General features: G+C 45.5%; 23 protein-coding genes and 1 pseudogene. 13 read left to right on the top strand and 11 right to left on the bottom strand.

The genetic code is table 11. The features are described from left to right. Positions 1–14: 14 nt before the first annotated feature. The 7 genes and pseudogenes from ACYVFD_RS21200 to ACYVFD_RS21170 all read right to left on the bottom strand — a co-directional run. Positions 15–518, bottom strand: a complete 504-nt coding sequence (locus ACYVFD_RS21200; RefSeq protein ID WP_461092499.1) for a GNAT family N-acetyltransferase — start codon at positions 516–518, stop codon at positions 15–17. A 68-nt stretch (positions 519–586) separates the two neighbouring features. After that, entirely contained in the window at positions 587–1570 is a 984-nt protein-coding gene (gene argC, locus ACYVFD_RS21195) for an N-acetyl-gamma-glutamyl-phosphate reductase (protein WP_461092719.1), read from the bottom strand. 237 nt (positions 1571–1807) lie between these two features. Continuing rightward, the gene (locus tag ACYVFD_RS21190) at positions 1808–3004 is read right to left on the bottom strand and encodes a glycosyltransferase family 9 protein (RefSeq protein ID WP_461092498.1); all 1197 of its coding nucleotides are present in this window, start codon (positions 3002–3004) and stop codon (positions 1808–1810) included. After that, entirely contained in the window at positions 3001–4203 is a 1203-nt protein-coding gene (locus ACYVFD_RS21185) for an argininosuccinate synthase (RefSeq protein WP_461092497.1), read from the bottom strand. The genes ACYVFD_RS21190 and ACYVFD_RS21185 overlap by 4 nt, the downstream gene beginning before the upstream one ends. A 216-nt stretch (positions 4204–4419) precedes the next feature. Further along, positions 4420–4977: a PD-(D/E)XK nuclease family transposase gene (locus ACYVFD_RS21180; RefSeq protein ID WP_461092496.1), complete on the bottom strand. Its 558-nt coding sequence runs from the start codon at positions 4975–4977 to the stop codon at positions 4420–4422. Then, positions 4928–5266, bottom strand: coding sequence for a PD-(D/E)XK nuclease family transposase (locus tag ACYVFD_RS21175; protein ID WP_461092495.1), 339 nt, complete (start codon positions 5264–5266; stop codon positions 4928–4930). The genes ACYVFD_RS21180 and ACYVFD_RS21175 overlap by 50 nt, the downstream gene beginning before the upstream one ends. Before the next feature lie 76 nt (positions 5267–5342). Continuing rightward, a pseudogene (locus ACYVFD_RS21170) lies at positions 5343–5441 on the bottom strand (argininosuccinate synthase domain-containing protein); the annotation flags it as partial. 163 nt (positions 5442–5604) lie between these two features. Between ACYVFD_RS21170 and ACYVFD_RS21165 the strand changes: the two are divergent. From ACYVFD_RS21165 to ACYVFD_RS21150, 4 genes are all read left to right on the top strand, one after another. Then, positions 5605–5958: a single-stranded DNA-binding protein gene (locus ACYVFD_RS21165; protein WP_461092494.1), complete on the top strand. Its 354-nt coding sequence runs from the start codon at positions 5605–5607 to the stop codon at positions 5956–5958. Between the two features lie 249 nt (positions 5959–6207). Further along, complete coding sequence (locus ACYVFD_RS21160; protein WP_461092493.1) at positions 6208–7041, top strand: tyrosine-type recombinase/integrase; 834 nt, start codon at positions 6208–6210, stop codon at positions 7039–7041. Between the two features lie 239 nt (positions 7042–7280). Beyond that, positions 7281–8033 carry a hypothetical protein gene (locus ACYVFD_RS21155; RefSeq protein WP_461092492.1) on the top strand — a complete coding sequence of 251 codons (753 nt, stop codon included), beginning with the start codon at positions 7281–7283 and terminating at the stop codon, positions 8031–8033. 193 nt (positions 8034–8226) lie between these two features. Continuing rightward, positions 8227–9336 carry a hypothetical protein gene (locus tag ACYVFD_RS21150; RefSeq protein ID WP_461092491.1) on the top strand — a complete coding sequence of 370 codons (1110 nt, stop codon included), beginning with the start codon at positions 8227–8229 and terminating at the stop codon, positions 9334–9336. A gap of 225 nt (positions 9337–9561) precedes the next feature. On the opposite strand, the gene ACYVFD_RS21145 is transcribed toward ACYVFD_RS21150, so the two are convergent. Then, complete coding sequence (locus tag ACYVFD_RS21145) at positions 9562–9885, bottom strand: winged helix-turn-helix transcriptional regulator (protein ID WP_461092490.1); 324 nt, start codon at positions 9883–9885, stop codon at positions 9562–9564. A 420-nt stretch (positions 9886–10305) separates the two neighbouring features. After that, entirely contained in the window at positions 10306–11067 is a 762-nt protein-coding gene (locus tag ACYVFD_RS21140; RefSeq protein ID WP_461092489.1) for an IS5 family transposase, read from the bottom strand. 87 nt (positions 11068–11154) lie between these two features. On the opposite strand from ACYVFD_RS21140, the gene ACYVFD_RS21135 reads away from it, so the two are divergent. From ACYVFD_RS21135 to ACYVFD_RS21100, 8 genes are all read left to right on the top strand, one after another. After that, entirely contained in the window at positions 11155–11745 is a 591-nt protein-coding gene (locus tag ACYVFD_RS21135; protein WP_461092488.1) for a lysostaphin resistance A-like protein, read from the top strand. An 89-nt stretch (positions 11746–11834) separates the two neighbouring features. Further along, positions 11835–12017: a cupin domain-containing protein gene (locus ACYVFD_RS21130; RefSeq protein WP_461092718.1), complete on the top strand. Its 183-nt coding sequence runs from the start codon at positions 11835–11837 to the stop codon at positions 12015–12017. Between the two features lie 353 nt (positions 12018–12370). Continuing rightward, positions 12371–12916: a hypothetical protein gene (locus ACYVFD_RS21125; protein WP_461092487.1), complete on the top strand. Its 546-nt coding sequence runs from the start codon at positions 12371–12373 to the stop codon at positions 12914–12916. Positions 12917–13284: 368 nt separating this feature from the next. Next, complete coding sequence (locus ACYVFD_RS21120) at positions 13285–14043, top strand: acetylxylan esterase (RefSeq protein WP_461092486.1); 759 nt, start codon at positions 13285–13287, stop codon at positions 14041–14043. Between the two features lie 209 nt (positions 14044–14252). Next, positions 14253–15683 carry a family 43 glycosylhydrolase gene (locus tag ACYVFD_RS21115; RefSeq protein ID WP_461092485.1) on the top strand — a complete coding sequence of 477 codons (1431 nt, stop codon included), beginning with the start codon at positions 14253–14255 and terminating at the stop codon, positions 15681–15683. Positions 15684–15704: 21 nt separating this feature from the next. Continuing rightward, the gene (locus ACYVFD_RS21110; protein WP_461092484.1) at positions 15705–16160 is read left to right on the top strand and encodes a VOC family protein; all 456 of its coding nucleotides are present in this window, start codon (positions 15705–15707) and stop codon (positions 16158–16160) included. Between the two features lie 36 nt (positions 16161–16196). Next, a complete protein-coding gene (locus ACYVFD_RS21105) occupies positions 16197–16712 on the top strand; it encodes a putative immunity protein (RefSeq protein WP_461092483.1) in 516 nt (171 codons plus the stop codon). 94 nt (positions 16713–16806) lie between these two features. Continuing rightward, complete coding sequence (locus tag ACYVFD_RS21100; protein ID WP_461092482.1) at positions 16807–17133, top strand: hypothetical protein; 327 nt, start codon at positions 16807–16809, stop codon at positions 17131–17133. Between the two features lie 67 nt (positions 17134–17200). Here the strand turns inward: ACYVFD_RS21100 and ACYVFD_RS21095 are convergent, their stop codons facing one another. Then, positions 17201–17779: a hypothetical protein gene (locus tag ACYVFD_RS21095; RefSeq protein WP_461092481.1), complete on the bottom strand. Its 579-nt coding sequence runs from the start codon at positions 17777–17779 to the stop codon at positions 17201–17203. Positions 17780–18021: 242 nt separating this feature from the next. On the opposite strand from ACYVFD_RS21095, the gene ACYVFD_RS21090 reads away from it, so the two are divergent. Continuing rightward, a complete protein-coding gene (locus ACYVFD_RS21090; protein ID WP_461092480.1) occupies positions 18022–18606 on the top strand; it encodes a hypothetical protein in 585 nt (194 codons plus the stop codon). Positions 18607–18645: 39 nt separating this feature from the next. On the opposite strand, the gene ACYVFD_RS21085 is transcribed toward ACYVFD_RS21090, so the two are convergent. Continuing rightward, on the bottom strand, positions 18646–19524 hold the full coding sequence (locus ACYVFD_RS21085; RefSeq protein ID WP_461092479.1) for a diacylglycerol/lipid kinase family protein: 879 nt from the start codon (positions 19522–19524) through the stop codon (positions 18646–18648). Positions 19525–19568: the final 44 nt, after the last annotated feature.

Below are 19568 nucleotides of genomic sequence, written 5' to 3'. Positions count from 1 at the left end.
TCCTGTCGAAAACATTACTGGTCACTGGCAAATAACCAGGAGTCTTCTTCATACCCATTCAGGCGAACGGCTCGCTCAAAATGAAGGCCTAATTTTTCGAGCAACCGGATGGAATTGGCATTTTTTGGATCGACGACACCCACTATACGACTTGCCTTTAGCACATCGCGTGCGAATGTCATTACAGCAGTAGCGGCTTCCAGGCCGTAGCCTTTTCCAATATGGTCGGGCAAATAGGCGAATCCGATGTCCATATCCTCAAGGGTGTCGCGCTTGAATAGGCCACACATCCCAATGGGTTGATCAACTTCTTTTAATCTGACCAGATACGGGCCATAACCATGCTGTTCATAACTCCGAAGGGGACCATCCAGAATATACTGACGGGCATCACCGAGCGTCCGAACACCGCGATCACCGATAAATCGAAGCCAGGCTGGCGTATTTAATAGCTCCAGGATAAAGGCCGCATCCTCAACCGTAAATTTCTGAAGCAATAATCGATCGGTTTCGAACATATCTGTAACGCGGCTGGGAAGCCGTGATTTTAATCGCCAGGCTGCGGCTTTCCAGCCGCGTTACATCATCAAAACGCTACAGGCTTCAACCGAAGGCCGGTATCCTCCGGTAGCCCAAACACCAGATTCAGGTTCTGAACAGCCTGCCCCGAAGCCCCTTTGGTGAGGTTGTCAATCACACTGGTAATCAGCAACTGGCCGTCGTGTAGCTCCAGATGCAGCAAACATTTGTTGGTGTTTACCACCTGTTTCAGATCAACGGGCGTATCACTTACATGCGTGAAGAGGTGATTCTCGTAATAGGCTTTGTAGAGTTGCTTGGCTTCGTCCAGTGTACCCGAAAACGGTGTGTAGACATTAGCCATAATACCCCGCGTAAAATCACCCCGGTAGGGCACAAAATTGATAGCGGCTTTAAAATCCGGCTCCAGTTGAGTCAGGCTTTGCCGGATTTCGGCCAGATGCTGGTGGGTAAACGCTTTATAGATCGATACGTTGTTGTTCCGCCAGGTAAAGCCGGTTGTGGGTACCAACGCCTGTCCGGCACCAGTGCTACCCGTAATGGCACTGACTTGCACAGCATCCGTCAGTTTACCCGCTTTCGCCAAAGGCAAGATCGCCAGTTGAATGCTGGTTGCAAAGCAGCCTGGGTTGGCAATTCGGGTCGCTTCCTGAATCCGTTCGCGTTGCAGTTCGGGTAGGCCGTACACAAAATCGTCGTGTTCATCGCGGAAATCGGCGCTAAGGTCGATCACCATCACATCGTCCGACACCTCATGATCGGCCATAAAGGTGGCCGATGCTCCATGTCCTGAACAGAGGAATACGGCATCCAGGCCTTCCTGCGTCACCAGTTCCGTTGTCTCATCACCCGAAAAGGTCAGATCAGTGTCGCCCAGCAAATCGGTATGGGTTGCCCAAACGGGTTTACCAGCCTGACTTTTGCTATGGACAAACGCAACATTGACAAAAGGGTGGTTAATCAGAATACGCAGCAACTCACCACCCGTGTAGCCTGCTCCGCCAATAATACCAACGTTAATTTTTTCCATCATTTTGGGAATTGGAACACAGAGATAAACAGATGATGCTTTAAACGCTGACCTGTTTAATCGTTTATTTCGATGGCATTTTTGTCATTCCGACGGTAGGAGGAATCTTCGGTCGAAGCTGGAAATACCTCCGGATACAGGAGATTCCTCCTATCGTCGGAATAACAAAATGCACTACAAGTTCATGTTCAAAAGCTCAAACAGCTTCTAATTGAATTTCTGTGCCGTATTATTCAACTAACTATTTAATGACCGAAACCATTCCAAAGCCCGATCCAGTACGGCATCATCGAACGTATTAACGTATTCGCTGGTGAAACCAGGACGGTCGAGGGTTAATGATCGGCTGAGTTGATGATTGTGGATGACCAGCGTTGGCTGGCTCGAAATGGGGAAGAATTGAATCCCCATGCCACTTTTCTGAAACGAAAGCGTAGGGCAACCCAGGCAGCATAGGTGCATGGGTAGCGAATCGAGGGTAAACGCTGCCTCTGCCTGTTTACTCAGACTGGCCATATCCTGTAGCGTCAGTTTACCCACCGCCGATACCAGTCGATCAGCAAGGGCAGGCTCAGCCGCCTGGACATACTCGTACAGATTGGTCGTAAACGCTTTCTGACCGCCAAAAACAATTGAAGAGGTACTTTCCTGCAACAGCCGGATAGCCAGCTTACCCCAGTATTCCAACGGCAGCATCCGCACTTCATCACCCGATTCCGGGAAGATCAGAATCGGCTTTTGAGCCGGAGCCAATCGCCCCAGCTTACTCCACAGTTGAGCTGGCAATTCGGCTGGATGCTCGAAATAGGGCTTTACAGTCCGTAGATCGGCTTCGATACCCATTGGCTTCAATAGCTTCAGCACCAGATCGAAATTATGCACCTCTCCATCGGGCATAAAAAACTCGTCGTCGAGCAACCCACCGAAGCCGCGTGTGCCGTAGCCGATTTTACGCTTCACCTTCAGATACGGCAGCACAAAATGCATGGGCGAATCCGAGAACCGTACATCGATCGAGAAATCGTAGACGGTATCCCCCAATGTTGCGATGGCGAATTTGGCCGTCCGGTAAAACTCCTGCCACTTGGCCCATGTCGACAATGGCCGCCGGTTGGTGTTCGGATGATTCAAATGGACAACCCGCCGGATGTAGGGATTACCTTTCCAGATCGGATCGCACCAGCTTCCGGCCAGCACATCGATCTGCGCCTTGGGATAACGCTGCCGGATCAGCGGGAAAATGTATGATATGATCAACGCATCGCCCAGATGCCCCGATGTCATCACCAGTATAACGGGCGCATCCAGATTGGGCGGCCCAAAATCCCGACGGGAATAGCTACCCCGAGCATAGCCATCCACCACCACATCGAGCAGTTGCAGTGGATAGGCTACACTCCGGGGAGCGCAGTATTTTCGGTCTTTACCGATCACTGGTTGTTGATTTTCTCGTAGATCATCACCTGATTGGAAGCTACTTTCGAGAAGCCCCTTACATCCTCGCCGGTCCAGGCATTGTTCATTTCGCCATACGAACCAAACTTCGACGACATCAGATCATGTTCCGACTCAATACCCAGCACCTGGAAGCGGTGGGGAGCCAGCAACACGTGTACCTTACCCGACACATGCGCCTGCGTATCGGCCAGGAAGGTTTCGATATTGCGCATCACCGGGTCCATAAACTGACCTTCGTGCAGCATGGTGCCGTACCAGTTGGCCAGTTGCTCTTTCCAGTACAATTGCCATTTACCCAGTACGTGCTTTTCGAGCGTATGGTGTGCCTTGATCAGAATCAACGGAGCGGGGGCTTCGAAACCGACGCGGCCTTTAATACCGATAATGGTATCGCCTACGTGGATGTCGCGACCGATACCAAACGGCCCGGCGAGTTCGGTAATCTTACGGATGGCATCGACCGAGTTGGGGTACATTTCCGAGAACGTAGCCCCCGAAACACCCCGAATTTCGCCATGCTGGAAGGTCAGCGTTATGGTTTCAGGCTCGGTTTTGGTGACCTGGGTAGGCCAGGCCGTTTCGGGCAGGAACTGATCGGACGTCAGGGTTTCCTTACCGCCAACCGACGTTCCCCACAAACCCTTGTTGATCGAGTAAGCGGCTTTGTGCCACTCCTGATCCACCCCTTTCGACTTGAGGTATTCGATTTCGGCTTCCCGCGATAGCCGCAGGTCACGAATGGGGGTGATGATTTCGGCGTCGGGCGCTATGATCCGAAACGCCATATCGAACCGAACCTGATCGTTACCGGCTCCGGTGCTCCCATGAGCAATGGCCGACGCACCGATTTCACGGGCATACTCAGCCGCAGCGATGGCCTGGAATATCCGTTCGGCACTCACGCTAAGCGGGTAGGTGTTGTTTTTTAGAACATTACCGAACACCAGAAACTTCAGGCATTGCTGGTAGTAATCGTCGGTTTTCGAGATCGTCTTATGCGATTTCACACCCAGCGAATACGCCCGCTCTTCAATGGCTTTCAGTTCGGCATCCGAAAAACCGCCCGTATCGACCAGCACCGAGTACACATCCATACCCCGGTCTTCGGACAGATATTTAACGCAGAAGGAGGTATCCAGACCTCCACTAAAGGCAAGAACTACTTTTTGAGACATCGGCAAAAAGATACCGGGTCGCTAATGGCCCGAGTATCAGTCTAGTTTTGGAGGGGCAAATATCGGGCTTGTTCCCGAAAAACCCGCCTTAATTTCCATCCTTTCGTTAGTGGTAGCGTACTCACACATTAGTAGTACTCGCAGCAAACCACTTTACAACCAAGCTTACCTTGCGGCCTTCAACCTGTTGTTGAGAAGTTGCCTATTCGAAGCCTATTACAATGTCTTTTGCACTGCCAATACAAATTCTGTACTTACGCTATTGATTCGAGCAATCAAATCAACTGGTAAGCCTTCTTGTAGAGCATTCTGAATGGCTGATATTTTTACCTCTTCAATCCGCTTCTTTTCGGCCTTGACGGCTTCAGCATTGGCCGCTGTCACACGAGCAAAATACGCCCGTTCTTCTGGTGTCATCTTCCGAGTGTCCAACTCGTCAATCGCACGTTTAAGCCATTCTTCATTCCAGAAAGCGGGATACTGGGTCGGTTCGGTTGTATGAAGCGTCTTCATGGTATACACTAGCTTGTCTAAATCAGTCTCAATTTCACTCACAGGCTTGTCGAATTTAGCCAGTTCTACTGTGATAAACGTCATCTGGGTGTCAATGATTTCACCCGCTTCGCTTCGTAGATTGGCAAGCGTATGAAAATGAGTAGTTGGTAAAATACTTTTCGCCAAAATGGCAATAGCATAGATCTTAGGCAGATTAGCATAGTCAAACTCACCCCGCTCCACCACCGTATTGAACTTGTGTAGAGCGTAAAACCGCACGGGCGGCCCCGTTCATGCGTTGTACAAAATGCGGGGCCAGACCCAACTGCATTTCGACGATGAATTGACTGCCGTTTTCATCCGTGCAGGCCAAATCAAAAATGCCGCTCCGGCTGTCAATGGTCAACGCTTCGAACACATTCTTATCAAAATGCACTTCCCGAATGGGCGTATCTGATTTGATCAGTGCCTGTAGCGCTCTGCGGAGGAATAAACTGTCAGCTTCATTGCCGAAGGTAGCATTGAAACCATAATCTGAAATGATGGGAATGTAAACGCCTACTTCCATCTCACAAAGTTACAGGAAACCTTGACAGTGTTTAATCTGTCAGCTAGTGCCTAGACACACCAGTCGAAACCTACCGTACCGAGTACACATCCATGTCCCGGTCTTCGGACAGATATTTAACACAGAAGGAGGTATCCAGACCTCCACTAAAGGCAAGAACTACTTTTTGAGACATCGCAAAAAGATACCGGGTCGCTAATGGCCCGAGTATCAGTCTAGTTTTGGAGGGACAAATATCGGGCTTGTTCCCGAAAACCCGCCTGAATTTCCATCCTTTCGTTAGATGACGGAATTGTTGTCCTTTGTCTATTCATTTCCCACCTGTAACGACTTCTGTGATGCGTGGTTTAAACAAAGTAACCCTCATTAGCAACCTCGGTGCCGACCCCGACTACCAACAACTCGATGGCTCTATAGCCGTTGCCAAATTTTCTCTGGCTACCACCGAAATCTATAAAGACCGCAGCGGCCTGTCGCAGTCTAATACCGACTGGCACACGGTAGTGCTATGGCACAATCTGGCTGAGATAGCTCACAAATATCTTCAGAAAGGCAGTTTGGTGTACATTGAAGGCAAGCTCAAGACCCGGCATTATGACGACAAGGAGGGGAATCACCGTTACGTAACGGAAGTAGTGGCCGAACAACTGATTATGCTTGATAAGAAAACGGATAGTCAGGCCAATGAATGATAAAGCACAAAAAAAGCATTAAAAACGCCCATCGTTCGGTATGAACCGGGTATCCACCATAACAAGGCGGTTATTTTTATCCTGTTCGACTATAATGCCAAACTCTATGAGCGCGTTAGAAAACTGGTTGGTTCCAAATGGAGCGGTACGCGTAAAGCATGGTATGTACCGGATTCGGTAGTTTATCGGCAAAAATTTAGCCTTGACCCGGTACTGGTTGGCAAAGATGTACTGGCCAAAATCGATCCTGTGAACCAGCTTGCCTTGGAACGACTGATTGAAACGCTCCAACTCAAAGCCTACAGTTCCAGCACACTCCGCACTTATCGTAACGAGTTTGCACAACTTCTCTACGTCCTGAAAACAACATCTGTGGACTCGCTCGATGCCGAACGCTTACGCAGTTATTTTCTCTACTGCGTAAACAGGCTCAAGCTTTCCGAGAACACGCTACATAGCCGCATCAACGCCATAAAGTTTTATTATGAACAGGTGCTGGGCCGGGAGAAATTCTTTTTTGAAATTCCCCGACCTAAAAAGCCGTCTATTTTGCCGAAAGTATTTTCACCAGCAGACATTAAGCGGCTATTTGACGTAACAACCAATCTCAAACACAACACTATGCTCAAACTATGTTATGGCATGGGGCTGCGCGTTAGTGAAATTGTAAGCCTGAAAGTAACCGACGTAGACAGCAAAAATATAGAGGTATTCATTGGCCGCGCCAAAGGAAAGAAAGACAGATATGCCAACCTACCCGAAAGCATTCTGGAACAGTTACGCACCTATTTCCGGGAATACAAACCCAAAAAATACCTGTTTGAAGGGCAGTATGAGGAGCAATACAGCGTTCGTAGCACTCAGCAGATTTTCAAGACGGCTCTTCATAAAGCGAAGATTAACAAGGAGGTAGGTATCAACGGCCTGCGCCACAGTTTCTCTACGCATTTGCTCGAAAATGGCACCGATGTCAAGTTCATTCAGGAATTACTTGGTCACAACGACATCAAGACGACTTTACGCTACACGCAGGTAAGTGAAAAGAGTTTGAAGAACATCAAAAGTCCGCTAGACAGACTATAAAACCCTACACGCATTTTGTATTGTTGGCCAATGAGACAATTTATCAACAATACAAAATAAGAATAGCGCATTTTGTATTGTTTAAGGGTAAAACAAAAACCTAAAACAACTACAACACCCTCATTTTAAAGCATTTAACAAAAGTATTGCTTAGAAATTTGGAAGGTTCAGGAGAACACTTAGATTTGAGTCGTCAGGACGAAACATGCGTATATTTAGAAGTTACCAGCAATTATAGAATGACACTCCGCACCTCATTACTGCTGCCTTTTATTGCGACCTGTTTGACGACGTTCGGTCAGTGCATAGACCGAGAAAAAATTACTTATGGTGGAGACTGGGGTTTTGTAAACTATATTCATCGCTGCCCGACATACAATTTCGCCTTTGGCGGTGACACCTCAAAAAGTTGGAATGTGCTGACAGACCCGATTGACATTTTGCAAGCTCCTAGAGATGTACTATTACTGAAGCAAAAGGTAGAAAGAAAGATAAAAGAGTTTGCAGGAGAGGCATTTTTCGCAAAGGTGAAGTTTAACTCCGTCGACGTTGTTTACCCTGAATTATTGAAAACCTTCCGTGACAGCGGGCGACAAGATGTTACTTTGAAATACTGCAAGGCAAAGTGCTTCTACTATTATGAGTTTAAGCCAGACACTCTGGCGACATATCATTTTGGCATTGCTCTTGACGACAAAGGAAATATCATCAGCAAGTTTAATTTTCCTTCAAAAAGCCAATACAAGGAAATTGATACGAACTTTTCTTATTGCCGCCTTATAGACATTGCACGAAAAACACAAACGAATATTGACCCGATAAAGGAAATAAAGCTGGAGTTTGATAACAAAACAAACCGGTTTTACTGGTTAGTGACACAAGGTTTGGTTAACACAACACAAGGAAAGAATTATTTCAATTTGGTTTTTATCGACGCAGCAGACTTGACAAAAGTGACAACATCAAAAGCGAGTGTGAATGTCGTTTATTGACGAGTAACTGCTGGTAACATCAGTTTTTTGCAATAGCGGCTGGACGTTCTTAATCTAGGCTTTTGAATAAATATTTTACTTTAGTAATTGTTTCGGCTGACAGTACGCTATTGCCGCTACTGCACAAAGCCGGTTAACGTTAGTGGCTATGATAAACAAACTACTCTACATATTATTAAGCTTCGGACTTTCAATGACAACCTTTGCTCAAAACAAACAACTGAATTTTGAAAGAAGACTTGTTGACCATTTCCAAAAACAAACTTGGGGAAAAGTTACTCTAACGAAAGACAGTTTATATTTAAGTCCTTACAAAGACAAGTTTAAAGTTTCAGTAAGCGGCAACTACATTGAGTTTGACACAAGTCACTTAGTTATTAAAAACCCTTACTTCTCAGACAAATTTGAAAATGCAGAAGAACAAAAAAACAACGTAAAAAATTTTCCTAAGTCCTTTTCTGTCATTTATGAAAACAATCTCATTTCGCTTTTTGAATATGGAAAATTTGCTTGTTTTAATCTTGACAATTTTGAACGAAATACAAAATTGGAGAATAAACTAAATACTAAACGATTTAACTACCATTGGATAATTGATAATCAGTTAGGCGGGCTTTCAGGAAAGTCAGTTTTTCTTTGGAATGGTAACGAGTGGGCTAAAATGAAAAATTATTTTCCATTAAAAAATCACCCAAAACTATTTGAAGACGATATATTTATTGTGTTTGGCGACTGTTTTGGAGAATGGGGCGGGACAGTTTACTTTTTTGAAAAATCAACTTTAAAAACGTTTCTTACTGAATCAACTTGCGCCAACTCTGTAATTAAAAATGAAAATGGTTATAATGTTTTAGCTCATTTAGGACACGGAAATGGCTTTTCGGAAGTCAAAACCATACCCGACCCTACAAAACTAACTTTGGCACAACCGAATGAAATTGGAAAAACCTTCAAGGGACAAGCTGTTGGCTACACAGACAAATCAAATGCCTTCAATAAAAAAATAGACTTTTATGGCATACAACTTTTTTCATCGTTTATCTACAAGGACAAGGTTCTGTATGTAGTACATCTTTCAGACCTAACCTTTATTGCAGAAATAAATGATAATGAAATTCAAATTGTAAATGCTTTATTTTTTGACGATTTCTACACTCACGACCCGGTTACAAACAAATATGGAAACTTTACTCTTATGAATTTAGACCATTATGGAACAGGTTTGGACAGGGAAATATCGGTTCTAATTATTAACGGACATAAAATAACAAAACTTGATTGGAATGAGAATCACAGCCACTAACAAGTGGTTTTGTGCAAGTTGGGCAGACGGAATAAGCCGCAGCTTTTGTTTTTTAATTTAGCTTCAGTTCCAGCTTGACGTTATAAATTTAGCTTATGAATAAAACATCAGCAATATTGCAATTATTAACTTTGGTTACGGGCAGACGGAATGCTATTTCCCAACCTGCACAAAGCCTTGTTCGTTAGTGGCAAGCATATCGCAACACCCTGAGAATTGTAAGTTTCAATTTGTTGACATTTGCTTTTCACCCCAACTTCTCATTTGGCTAATAAACGGAATTAACTCTTTTCCTGTATCGGTAAGTGAATATTCAACCTTCGGAGGAACTTCCAAATAAACTTTTCTAACAATTAGTTCATCGGCTTCCAATTCTTTTAGCGTTTGAGTAAGCATTTTTGGTGTTATACCTACCACTGCTCTTTTTAATTCCCCATATCTCAAAAAACCATCTCTCAATACCCATAAAATTCGGCCTTTATACTTTCCACCTATTCGTTGGAAAGCATAATCAACTGCACAATGTGCCTTTTTAATTTTATTCTTCATTCATTTTTAAGTTTAAAGCGTTGATAATCAACAACAATACCTTTTTAGTATGTAGGATACTTTATTGTACATACTTGCTGTAAAGATAATAAGGAATTGCCTTTGTATAAAATTTCACTTACAATAAATCAAAAGAAACAATGAATGCATCAATTAAAAAATTCCTGCATTTTCCAATAACAAAAATTATCGTAGGCATTGCAGTCCCTTTTTCTCTATTCGTAGTAATTTAAAACTTTATATTAAAACCTTTTTTTTATAGCATTATTTCAGAAAAAAGTATTGCTGACCCGATTATTATTTTTATTTCTTCAATACTATTATTAGTTAGCTATTACTATTTATTCCGGGTATATGATAAAAGAAAAATTACCGAACTATCCCTAAGAACGTGTTGGGAAATTATCTTTTGTGATAATGTTAGATTCGTTGAAGCATGAGTTGAATGTTAGCCAAATACAGCCAACTGACCGAAGATGATACTGTATACTCGTAATCTTTGACGATTCGACGAAAAAAATTGGTCCAGGCAATACTACGTTCGACGACCCAACGCTTGGCGACAGGCACAAAACCCTGAGTCGATTCGGGCCGGGATGCCTTCTCAAAGTCAATGCTCCATTGAGCTAATTCTTTTGCAAATACCCCATTATAAGCTTGATCGCCCATCACTTTTTCTAATCGTTCACCAACTCGCCATAGTATACTGCTTACCAGTGTACAACCAGTGGCCCCATCTGCTTCATTAGCCGCGTGAACGTGCACAACCCAAAGACGGCCCTCGGTGTCAACAATGAACTGTCGTTTGCGACCATTGACTCGTTTGTTGGGATCCAGACCGCATTCCTCATAAATCATTGGACTCAGCTTAACGCTCTGTGAGTCAATACATACCAATGAGGGGGTGGTCATTCTGTTGACTCGTTTACGATCCATTTCGTTGGGTGTCGCGTTAATTCGTTCGAACAGATTATTAGTTTTCCACTGGTGAAAGTAGTAATAAACGGCTTGCCAATGGGGCCAGCCATCGGGCATGTTTCGCCACTGACAACCGGTCCGTAAGAGCCAGAAAATGCAGTTGATAATCTGGCGTAAATCGTGCTTTCGTTTGCGTTTCAGATCAAAAAAGGGCGAAATTGCGGCCCATTGGGAGTCGGTCAGTGGTTGCCACTGTTTGGTCATCACTTTGCATTTTGGTCGATACAAAGTTGGCACGACTCTCAACCTTTCTCAATTCCCAAACACCTTCTAAAATATTTACCTAGGGAAATGTTTGGAGGTTTTATTTTTGGTTTTTCGACAATTTCATTATCTATTTTCATTTTATACTTATTAGGCCACTATCAGGCTTTTAGTATTACAGCTACTCACTACTCAGCAAGAATGTTTACTGTATTACTATTTGCTGCAATAGTTGAAGACTTATTTCATAGGGGATTAACCCTAAGAGTATTGGAAAATTGGTTAGGTACTAACATAGCCATTGTCATTGCAATGTTGGTAGAATTACAGCACATTTCCAACCCCGTTTCCAGCTTACTTAGTCTTCCTTTATATTTGATTTGGGGTTTTACTATGGCAATGATGTTTATCTATACCAAAAGAATTTGGCTACCTTATTTTTTCCATATAGGTTGGAATTTTTCTCAGCCTTTTTATGGTTCCAATCTCACAGGGGCAAATGATTTTGGCAGTATCATTCAATCAAAATTTACGGGACCAGAACTATTAACAGGGGGCGCATTCGGAATTGAGGGATCAATTTTTACATCAACTTTTTTATTGCTTATTGGAATAATACTTTATTATCGGGTAAAAAGAGAGGGTAAAATTGTAAAAAGCAAACTATTTAAAAGATGAATTCGAAATATGCGTTTTCAAGTCTTAGTAACTATTTTTCACAAAGGATTATAGGTGAAGTAAATGACCAATATATTTAAGTCGTAAAAATAAAGGAGCAAGAAGTCCCCTGGCATAATCACGAAAACAAAGATGAATTGTTCTACGTTGTAAAAGGGGCGCTGCTAATGGAAATTAAAAATCAGCCAGACCTGATATTAAAAAAAGGAAACTTGTTTGTTGTAAACAAAGGAAAAATCATAGAGTTTCCTCAAAAAAGAGTATCTAATTAAGCTTATTGAATCTAAAACCACTGAACATACAGGAAAAATAACCTCAGTAAATACCAAATCAGTAGAAGACCAATTCTGTTAAAGCAATATGAAGCGATTCATCTAATCAAAAAAATACCAGCCACCAACATGGTATTTACAATAGTTGGGCGGACGGAATAAACCTCAACATTTGTAATTCTAATCAGCTTCGGTTCAGGCAGAAGGATTTCTATTGAGCATTAGCTTATTATCATCATCTTTTGTAATTTTATCGGGCTTTGATTACGGGCCGCCGGAATTCTAATCCCAACCATCGTAAATACCTCGACGTTGCCTGCAAGCTGAATAGACAGCGTTCTAACTATGACAAAATGGAAATAGGACAAAAATTTAATGCTCTGACAATAGACAAATATTTCTTTTACATTGACAACTATAAGAAGTATTCAGACTTCAACACACTTGGACTTTATCGCTCAATCGTAGAGAATGAAAAGTTGACGCTTGACGCTAAAATCACTGTCAGAGAGTACGCCCATAAAACTTTCAAAAAGACATTTGACTTCCTTCAACTCAAAGACCCGAAAACTTTTGTTGAAGTGGAATACTTAGGTCAAGACCTGACGAAAGGTGACGAACAAAAAGTTTGGGACGATATCCGAAGAAATCAGCAACGGATTTTGGCAGACAAAAAAATTAAGCATAGAAACTTTGGTGATTACTCTAAACATAACTGTGGTTACGACAATTGCATTTGGAATGGATTAATGATTAGACAGGGTTCTTGGCTTGCGGAAATTAGTATGCACTTTGATAGTGACAAAAACAAGTATCAACAGAAACTCAAATCAGACAGACGAAAAGCGGATAGAAAAAAGGAGCAACAAATCATTAGAAGCGAAATAAACAACGAGTGACAGAAAAAGCCAGCAGGCAACAATCTGTTTGCAGCTATGCTGGCTGACCGAACGCAACATTAACTTTTGGTTCTCTTATCAGCCTTAGTTCCAGCCGACATTACGCTATTGAGCAAGAGAATAAAATTTGTACTTTGGTTTTCTAATCGGCTTAAATTGCCAAGCTTAGAATTATAAAATACCAGCACAGCAGCAAACCCCAAACGTTTGCGAAAATCCACTGATACTTGCTACAGCAAGATCAAATACCGTCATTGAAAGGCCTTTCAAGACGCACCAAACCGAACCCATTTTAGTAGCTTCGTTGAGTAGGTTTGCCTAAACTACGCTTACTGTAGAAACACTGATCCTTACCAGAGCAATCTGCTATGAACAGCAAACGCAAACCCTTGTTGCCAGTTATATCGTTTATCGTTCTATCAGCCTTACACCTAAGTGGCCTTACGGCTTTCGCCCAGGGGCCAGGTCCGGGACAACGAATCCCCCTCCCTCCTATCCCGCTAAAAGGAGATACGACCCACACCCTATCCAAACACTTCACACCAGCCTCTTCCGCCAAAAAATCACCCGATGCAGAAGGATTTATTCAACGCTGGCTGGTGCTGGAACCCGTTAAAAAAGATATTGTCAGGAATAATATTTTCACGGACAACTACCTCCGAACGACCTTTTCGACCGATAATTTTTCCAGCGATTACACCCTCGTTCCCAAAAATGGCGAAACGGTAACTGTGGGCAATCAGGCGCTGAAGTGGTATGCGCTGGACAGCAAGGCGTTCAATTTCAATTTATACCATTTTACCTACGCCCTCAACAAGCCCAAATACGGAATCCTCGTCTGGTTGGTCACGGTGATCGATTGCCCGGAGGAAATCCAGAACGTCAGGATGGCGGCCGGATGCAATTCGGGAAGCATGTGGTGGCTGAATGGTCAGGAAGCCTTGCTGCTCTCCGGCGACCGGGACATGATTGCCGACAATGGCACCTCGGCACGATTAACGCTTAAAAAGGGAAGGAACATCGTTCGGGGAGCCGTCATAAACGGACCGGGTATGGCTAATTTCTGTATGCGTTTCTTAGATGAAAAAGGATCGCCTGTCAAAAACCTCCGTATTAGTTACGAATAATAACCTGTTTACGATAAGAGCCTGCTTAAACTAAACTTTCCTTGAAAAACCTTTTCTGTCATCCCGACGCAGGAGGGATTTTCGGGTGATGTGATCAACTATGATTCATCCGAAGATCCCTCCTGCGTCGGGATGACAGAAAAGCCATCGAAATAAACCTATTAGACAGGTAATCAAGCTTTTACGCTAATTAAAATCCGTTAGCACACATGAAAACCACCCTAACCTCCTTCTTAGTCTTATTGATAACCCAAACTGTAATCGCACAGATCGGACGGCCCTTTATTCATGATCCCTCAACCGTTGCGGAATGCGAGGGCAAGTATTACACATTCGGCACGGGCGGTGGCGGATTAATTTCCAACGATGGCTGGACATGGTATGGTGGTGGAGTGAGGCCCGGTGGTGGCGCGGCTCCTGACGTTCTCAAAATTGGAGATCGTTACCTAGTCGTATATGGGGCAACTGGTGGTTCACCCAACCACAAAGGCGCTATTCTGACTATGTGGAATAAGACAATGGACCCAAAGTCGCCTGATTTTAAGTACTCTGAACCGGTTGTGGTGGCTACGTCGGATGGCTATGAAGAGAACGACGCCATTGACCCCGGCCTGATGCTGGACCCGACGACCAGACGCCTTTGGATGACCTACGGCACCTATTTTGGCTACACCCGCCTGATCGAACTAGACCCTAAAACAGGCAAGCTCAAGGCTGGCAACAAATCCGTCGATGTAGCCATCGTCTGTGAAGCCAGCACGTTGGTCTATCGCGACGGTTGGTATTATCTGCTTGCCACGCACGGTAGCTGTTGCGATGGAGCCAACTCGACCTACAATGTGGTGGTGGGCCGATCCAAAAAAATAACCGGCCCTTACCTCGATAACGTAGGCCGAAGCATGCTGGAAGGGGGCGGTAAGATGGTGGTGGCTACGCGTGGCGGATTAATCGGCCCCGGTCATTTTGGCCATATCGTTCTGGAAAACGGCGTTGAAAAAATGTCGATCCATTACGAAGCCGATCTAGCGCAGAGTGGTCGAAGCGTATTAGGTATACTGCCGGTGGTCTGGAAAGATGGATGGCCCATTGCCGGAGAAAAGTTTAAAGAAGGTACGTATGAAATTGAATCCGTACGAAGAGGATACGCCTTAGAGCTAGCCGTTGATTTCAACCGAATGGCCGTTGGACCACGCGGATTTGGTCAGCCCAACAATGACCCCATAAAGCCCGTTCCGGCTCAGCAACTGGCTGATGTGCAGAAAAACTGGCCAACCGGGCCTATTCATCTGCGAATAGGCGACTACATGGCGCGTCCCCATCAGCAATGGACGATTACCGATGCGCCTGATAGCACTGGATATTTAGGTGGCCCCTATTACAAGATTGTCCTGGCCGGAACCGATCGCGCTTTAGCGGCCACTGCCGATGCCGAAGTCATGACCGTACCGGCCTTTACCGGGGCACCCGAACAATTATGGCGAATCGATCAATTGACGGATGGAACCTATCGAATCATACCCAAGATCGTACCGAATTCAGGAAAGAAGTTAGCGCTGGTATCGTCTGGCGATAGCACACCGACATTGGCCGACTTTGATTTTAGCAGCGATAATGCTAAATGGAATTTCAGGACTCCCTAAACGGGATCAAACACTCATGTTATGACAAACAACAAATTACTACGAATGGACAATGTCGGCATCGTGGTAGAATCCCTCGATGAAGTCATCGCCTTTTTCGCCGAGCTGGGCCTGAAACTCGAAGGGCGGTCTATGATCGAAGGCGAATGGGCCGGACGCGTTACCGGATTGGGTGATCAGCGCGTCGAGATTGCCATGATGGTCACCCCCGACGGTCACAGCCGACTCGAACTCTCGCGATTTCTCAACCCGCCTGTCGTTGCCGATCATCGAAACGCCCCTGTCAATGCACTTGGCTACCTACGTGTCATGTTCGCTGTTGAAGACCTTGATGAGATGCTCTCCCGGCTCAGTAAGCATGGCGCACAACTCGTTGGCGAGGTGGTTCAGTACCAGGAATCATATCGGCTGTGCTACGTTCGCGGTCCTGAAGGGCTTCTCATCGGACTGGCCGAAGAACTGAGCAATACCAAGTAAAGCTCTGTATAACAAGAGTATTGTATCAAATAGAAAATGATCTTACCGAAAGAACGAGACCCACGATTTATTACGATACGGCGTGGCGGCACGTTGACCGATTCAAACCATCGGTTGCTTGCTCTATGGGCGGCTACCTGTGCCGAACATGTGCTCCATCTGTTTGAGCAGGCCAATGCTGATGATAATCGCCCAAGGCAAGCTATCGAGTTGGCACGGGCCTGGGTCAACGGAGAAATCACCATGAAACAAGCGCACAATGCGGCTTTTGCGGCCAATGCGGCAGCCAAAGGTATGCCCGATGCAGCCCGGTTTGCAGCCCTGGCTGCCGGACAGGCCGTGGCTGTAGCCCACGTGGCCGCCCATGAACTTGGTGCGGCTGCCTACGCTATCCGAGCAGTTAGAGAGTCCGTTGATGAAACAGAGAAGGATAAAATAGGACAACTGGAATGTCGATGGCAGCGCGACCAACTTCCGGCCGATATCCGTGAGCTTGTCCTCGATGACCAGACAGTAAGGAATCATCTCTGCTGGTCTGTATTCGATTGTTGATACTGCACTTACACTACACTTACTATCCTTACGTCAACTAAATGTGGAAAAATCAAAATCAATAGCGGGTATAGTTGGGCCTACTCTCGTTGCCATGGTAGCATCCGAATTAAGAATCTGGAACCCAACCCTTTATGAGGCACAGATCACACCTCTTGTCTATCTGTCGGGTGTGCTTCTGTTTGTTGCCGGCCTTTCAATTGTTCGAAGCCATTCTATCTGGGTGGTTGGCTGGCAAAGTTGTGTAACACTGGCCGGATGGTTTGGCATTATACTCGGACTTATTCGTATGTTTTTTCCGCAGGCTTACCGAACGAATTTCAAAAATGATTTGACCACTCTGCTCATAGAAGCTATACTGATCCTGGTTGGTATCTTTCTGACGATCAAGGCTTATTGGCCACAACAGGGAGCAAAATAAGGCCAAACAAGCAGTACAGCAAACCCGTAAAAGTTATCGGGCAAACGGACAGACAGCCAGCATAAGATTACTCAATCTTGACATTTCGCAGCTCAATTCGTTCGGGGACCGTGTCGAATCGCCAGCGCTCGCCATAAATGGATTCGTACCAGATTTGTACGCGAATATCACCGTCGCCCATAGCTTCGTCGACCCAGCGCGCTACGTATTTGTGATCGATATTGCAAAGTTCAATTACCTGTCCTGGTGAGATAACCCGTTCGGGCCAAAGGTCACTCTTAATAACGGTACAGTCTGCCACATCGGCTGGCTTCACCTCCCCTTTCGCTAGTTTCTCCTCGATAATTTCTTCGGCTATTTTGCGAAGGTCATTATACCGCTTTTTCTTATAGGTAATCTGTGTCGCTTTGACGATGGCAGGGCCAACCCCATTATTCACAAAAACCATAGCCACATGCCAGGCTTTTTCCCCTCCACCATTATTCAGGTAGTTATCCATAATCGGCATGACCGATGCATATTGCTGCGTCCGTTGCAGATAGGCTTGATAAAAGGTAATACCAATGGCGCAGAAGCTGGATACAACCGCCAGAATACTCAGGTAGGTATCGAGCGATACGACGACTTTACGGGTTGAACGGGGCATACTAATTACATTTTAATGTTTGTCTATTCGCAGATAACCAGACGGTTATACGCAACAGATCTTCCGAACGAACGCATCTGATCCCACAATGGCTTACAAATTCAATAAAATGCGTTTTATTGACTAGCCTTTTACCTCATACGCCTTTGGCTTATTGCTAGTCTCGTTCGAAGCAATCGGTAGTAGGGCAACAGAAGACCAAATAAGCAACTGAATGCCTTATCTCAAAATAATAGTGACTTATGAATACAACCTATAAGCGATTTATACACGTTGCCCTGATTGGTAGTGCCCTTTTTACGTCTTGTAGTCGCCCGACGGCTTATTTTCAGCGTGGCCCTGCTGAGGCCTTTAATCCCCGTACTACGCAAACCGTCCCCACTGTTGCACCTCTTCCGGTCGTACCATCGCCTACCGAGTCAGTTATTCCCGAACAGGTTGAACAGGCCCAGTCTACCGCGTATGTCCGTAATGACAACAAACAGGTAGCCAGCAAAAAATTAGGTAAACGTATCGATCACATGAAGCATCTGATTGTGGCCTCTCAGGGTACACAGCAACTAGTTACCGTCGCTACTCCTCGTAAGTTGAACCTGGTGGAGCGGGCCGTGCTCAGGAAACTAAATAAACAGATTAGCCATCGACTGGCCCCTGCTCATCCAGAGAAGGCCATGCTAACCAAGGCGCCTATTCTTATCGGTGGGGCTGTTTTGTTGATTGGTGGCTTGTTTCTGCTGATTTTGGGTACCGGTACTGTTGCCTTTATCGGCCTGATTGCCTCGCTGATCGGTGCCCTTGGCGTTATTCTGGGCTTATTTGAGTACTAAGGCTCCGCTAAGATTCGTACTCAGGGCGGCACCTGGCGGCTACAACACGACCAGTAAACTACCTGGGAACACCCGTACTTCAACTCGGCCGGTGGGCAACGTCAGTGGTTCGCCATCGACATGAATGAGCAGTGGCTCATCCGTCTCAACTACGGCTTTGGTGATGGAATGCCCACGCCAGTACGCTGAATGATGCAGGGTTTTGTTGAAAAGTCGCCAGGTAAGCATACCGGCCGCCTGAGCCGGAAACGGCCGGATTTCGCACTGTTCCAGCTTACCGTCGGCAATGTTAGCCGTAGGGGCCATCCAGGCGTTATTGCCAAATTGTCCGGCGTTGGCGAAGGTCATCGAAAACAGGGTCTTTTCCTGACCATCGATCATGTATCGCGCTGGCTTATAGGCCCAGAACGCCCGAAATGCCGTACGCATATAGGTAGGCAGTCCGCGCACTGGGGCTTTGGCAAACTCATGGGCTACATACGCTTCAAAACCCATACCTGCCGTACAAAAAAACGGATACTCATTGATCTCCCCGCTATCGATTACCACCGGACGACCACTTAAGGCTCGCTCAATGGACTTCAGCGGATTCAGCGGAACACCCAGATGCCGGGCCAGCCCATTGCCAGAGCCAATGGGTACAATTCCCAGCGAGGTCGATGTTCGGCGAAGGGCCTGGGCAGTTTCATTGATAGTACCATCACCACCGATAGCGATCAAACGGCTAACGCCACGTTTCACCGCATCGGCTGCCAGCTCGGTAGCATGCCCCGCATGGGTTGTCAATCTGACTTCAGGGGAATAATCAAGCGCTTCTGCGCGACGCATAAACGCATCCAGAAGCACTTTCTTTTGCTCGGCAGACGTTGTGCCTGAGTTTGGATTGATAATGGCTATAACCGTCGACTTAGTCGCCACGCAGGTAAATTAAAATTTATTATGGGCAATGCATGTTCACGAAG

The organism is Spirosoma gilvum (assembly GCF_054776815.1).
Note: the sequence above shows the minus strand (reverse complement) of the source record. Positions and strands in the feature narration are given on the sequence as shown.

Excerpts from the sequence above, each read along its gene's own strand:
- ACYVFD_RS21100 (WP_461092482.1), top strand. The coding sequence starts at position 16,807 with ATGGTAGCATCCGAATTAAGAATCTGGAACCCAACCCTTTATGAGGCA.
- ACYVFD_RS21115 (WP_461092485.1), top strand. The coding sequence starts at position 14,253 with ATGAAAACCACCCTAACCTCCTTCTTAGTCTTATTGATAACCCAAACT.
- ACYVFD_RS21200 (WP_461092499.1), bottom strand. The coding sequence starts at position 518 with ATGTTCGAAACCGATCGATTATTGCTTCAGAAATTTACGGTTGAGGAT.
- ACYVFD_RS21095 (WP_461092481.1), bottom strand. The coding sequence starts at position 17,779 with ATGCCCCGTTCAACCCGTAAAGTCGTCGTATCGCTCGATACCTACCTG.
- ACYVFD_RS21150 (WP_461092491.1), top strand. The coding sequence starts at position 8,227 with ATGACAACCTTTGCTCAAAACAAACAACTGAATTTTGAAAGAAGACTT.
- ACYVFD_RS21110 (WP_461092484.1), top strand. The coding sequence starts at position 15,705 with ATGACAAACAACAAATTACTACGAATGGACAATGTCGGCATCGTGGTA.
- ACYVFD_RS21165 (WP_461092494.1), top strand. The coding sequence starts at position 5,605 with ATGCGTGGTTTAAACAAAGTAACCCTCATTAGCAACCTCGGTGCCGAC.
- ACYVFD_RS21155 (WP_461092492.1), top strand. The coding sequence starts at position 7,281 with ATGACACTCCGCACCTCATTACTGCTGCCTTTTATTGCGACCTGTTTG.
- ACYVFD_RS21140 (WP_461092489.1), bottom strand. The coding sequence starts at position 11,067 with ATGACCAAACAGTGGCAACCACTGACCGACTCCCAATGGGCCGCAATT.
- ACYVFD_RS21125 (WP_461092487.1), top strand. The coding sequence starts at position 12,371 with ATGGAAATAGGACAAAAATTTAATGCTCTGACAATAGACAAATATTTC.
- ACYVFD_RS21145 (WP_461092490.1), bottom strand. The coding sequence starts at position 9,885 with ATGAAGAATAAAATTAAAAAGGCACATTGTGCAGTTGATTATGCTTTC.
- ACYVFD_RS21175 (WP_461092495.1), bottom strand. The coding sequence starts at position 5,266 with ATGGAAGTAGGCGTTTACATTCCCATCATTTCAGATTATGGTTTCAAT.
- argC (WP_461092719.1), bottom strand. The coding sequence starts at position 1,570 with ATGGAAAAAATTAACGTTGGTATTATTGGCGGAGCAGGCTACACGGGT.
- ACYVFD_RS21120 (WP_461092486.1), top strand. The coding sequence starts at position 13,285 with ATGAACAGCAAACGCAAACCCTTGTTGCCAGTTATATCGTTTATCGTT.
- ACYVFD_RS21185 (WP_461092497.1), bottom strand. The coding sequence starts at position 4,203 with ATGTCTCAAAAAGTAGTTCTTGCCTTTAGTGGAGGTCTGGATACCTCC.
- ACYVFD_RS21090 (WP_461092480.1), top strand. The coding sequence starts at position 18,022 with ATGAATACAACCTATAAGCGATTTATACACGTTGCCCTGATTGGTAGT.
- ACYVFD_RS21105 (WP_461092483.1), top strand. The coding sequence starts at position 16,197 with ATGATCTTACCGAAAGAACGAGACCCACGATTTATTACGATACGGCGT.
- ACYVFD_RS21135 (WP_461092488.1), top strand. The coding sequence starts at position 11,155 with ATGTTTGGAGGTTTTATTTTTGGTTTTTCGACAATTTCATTATCTATT.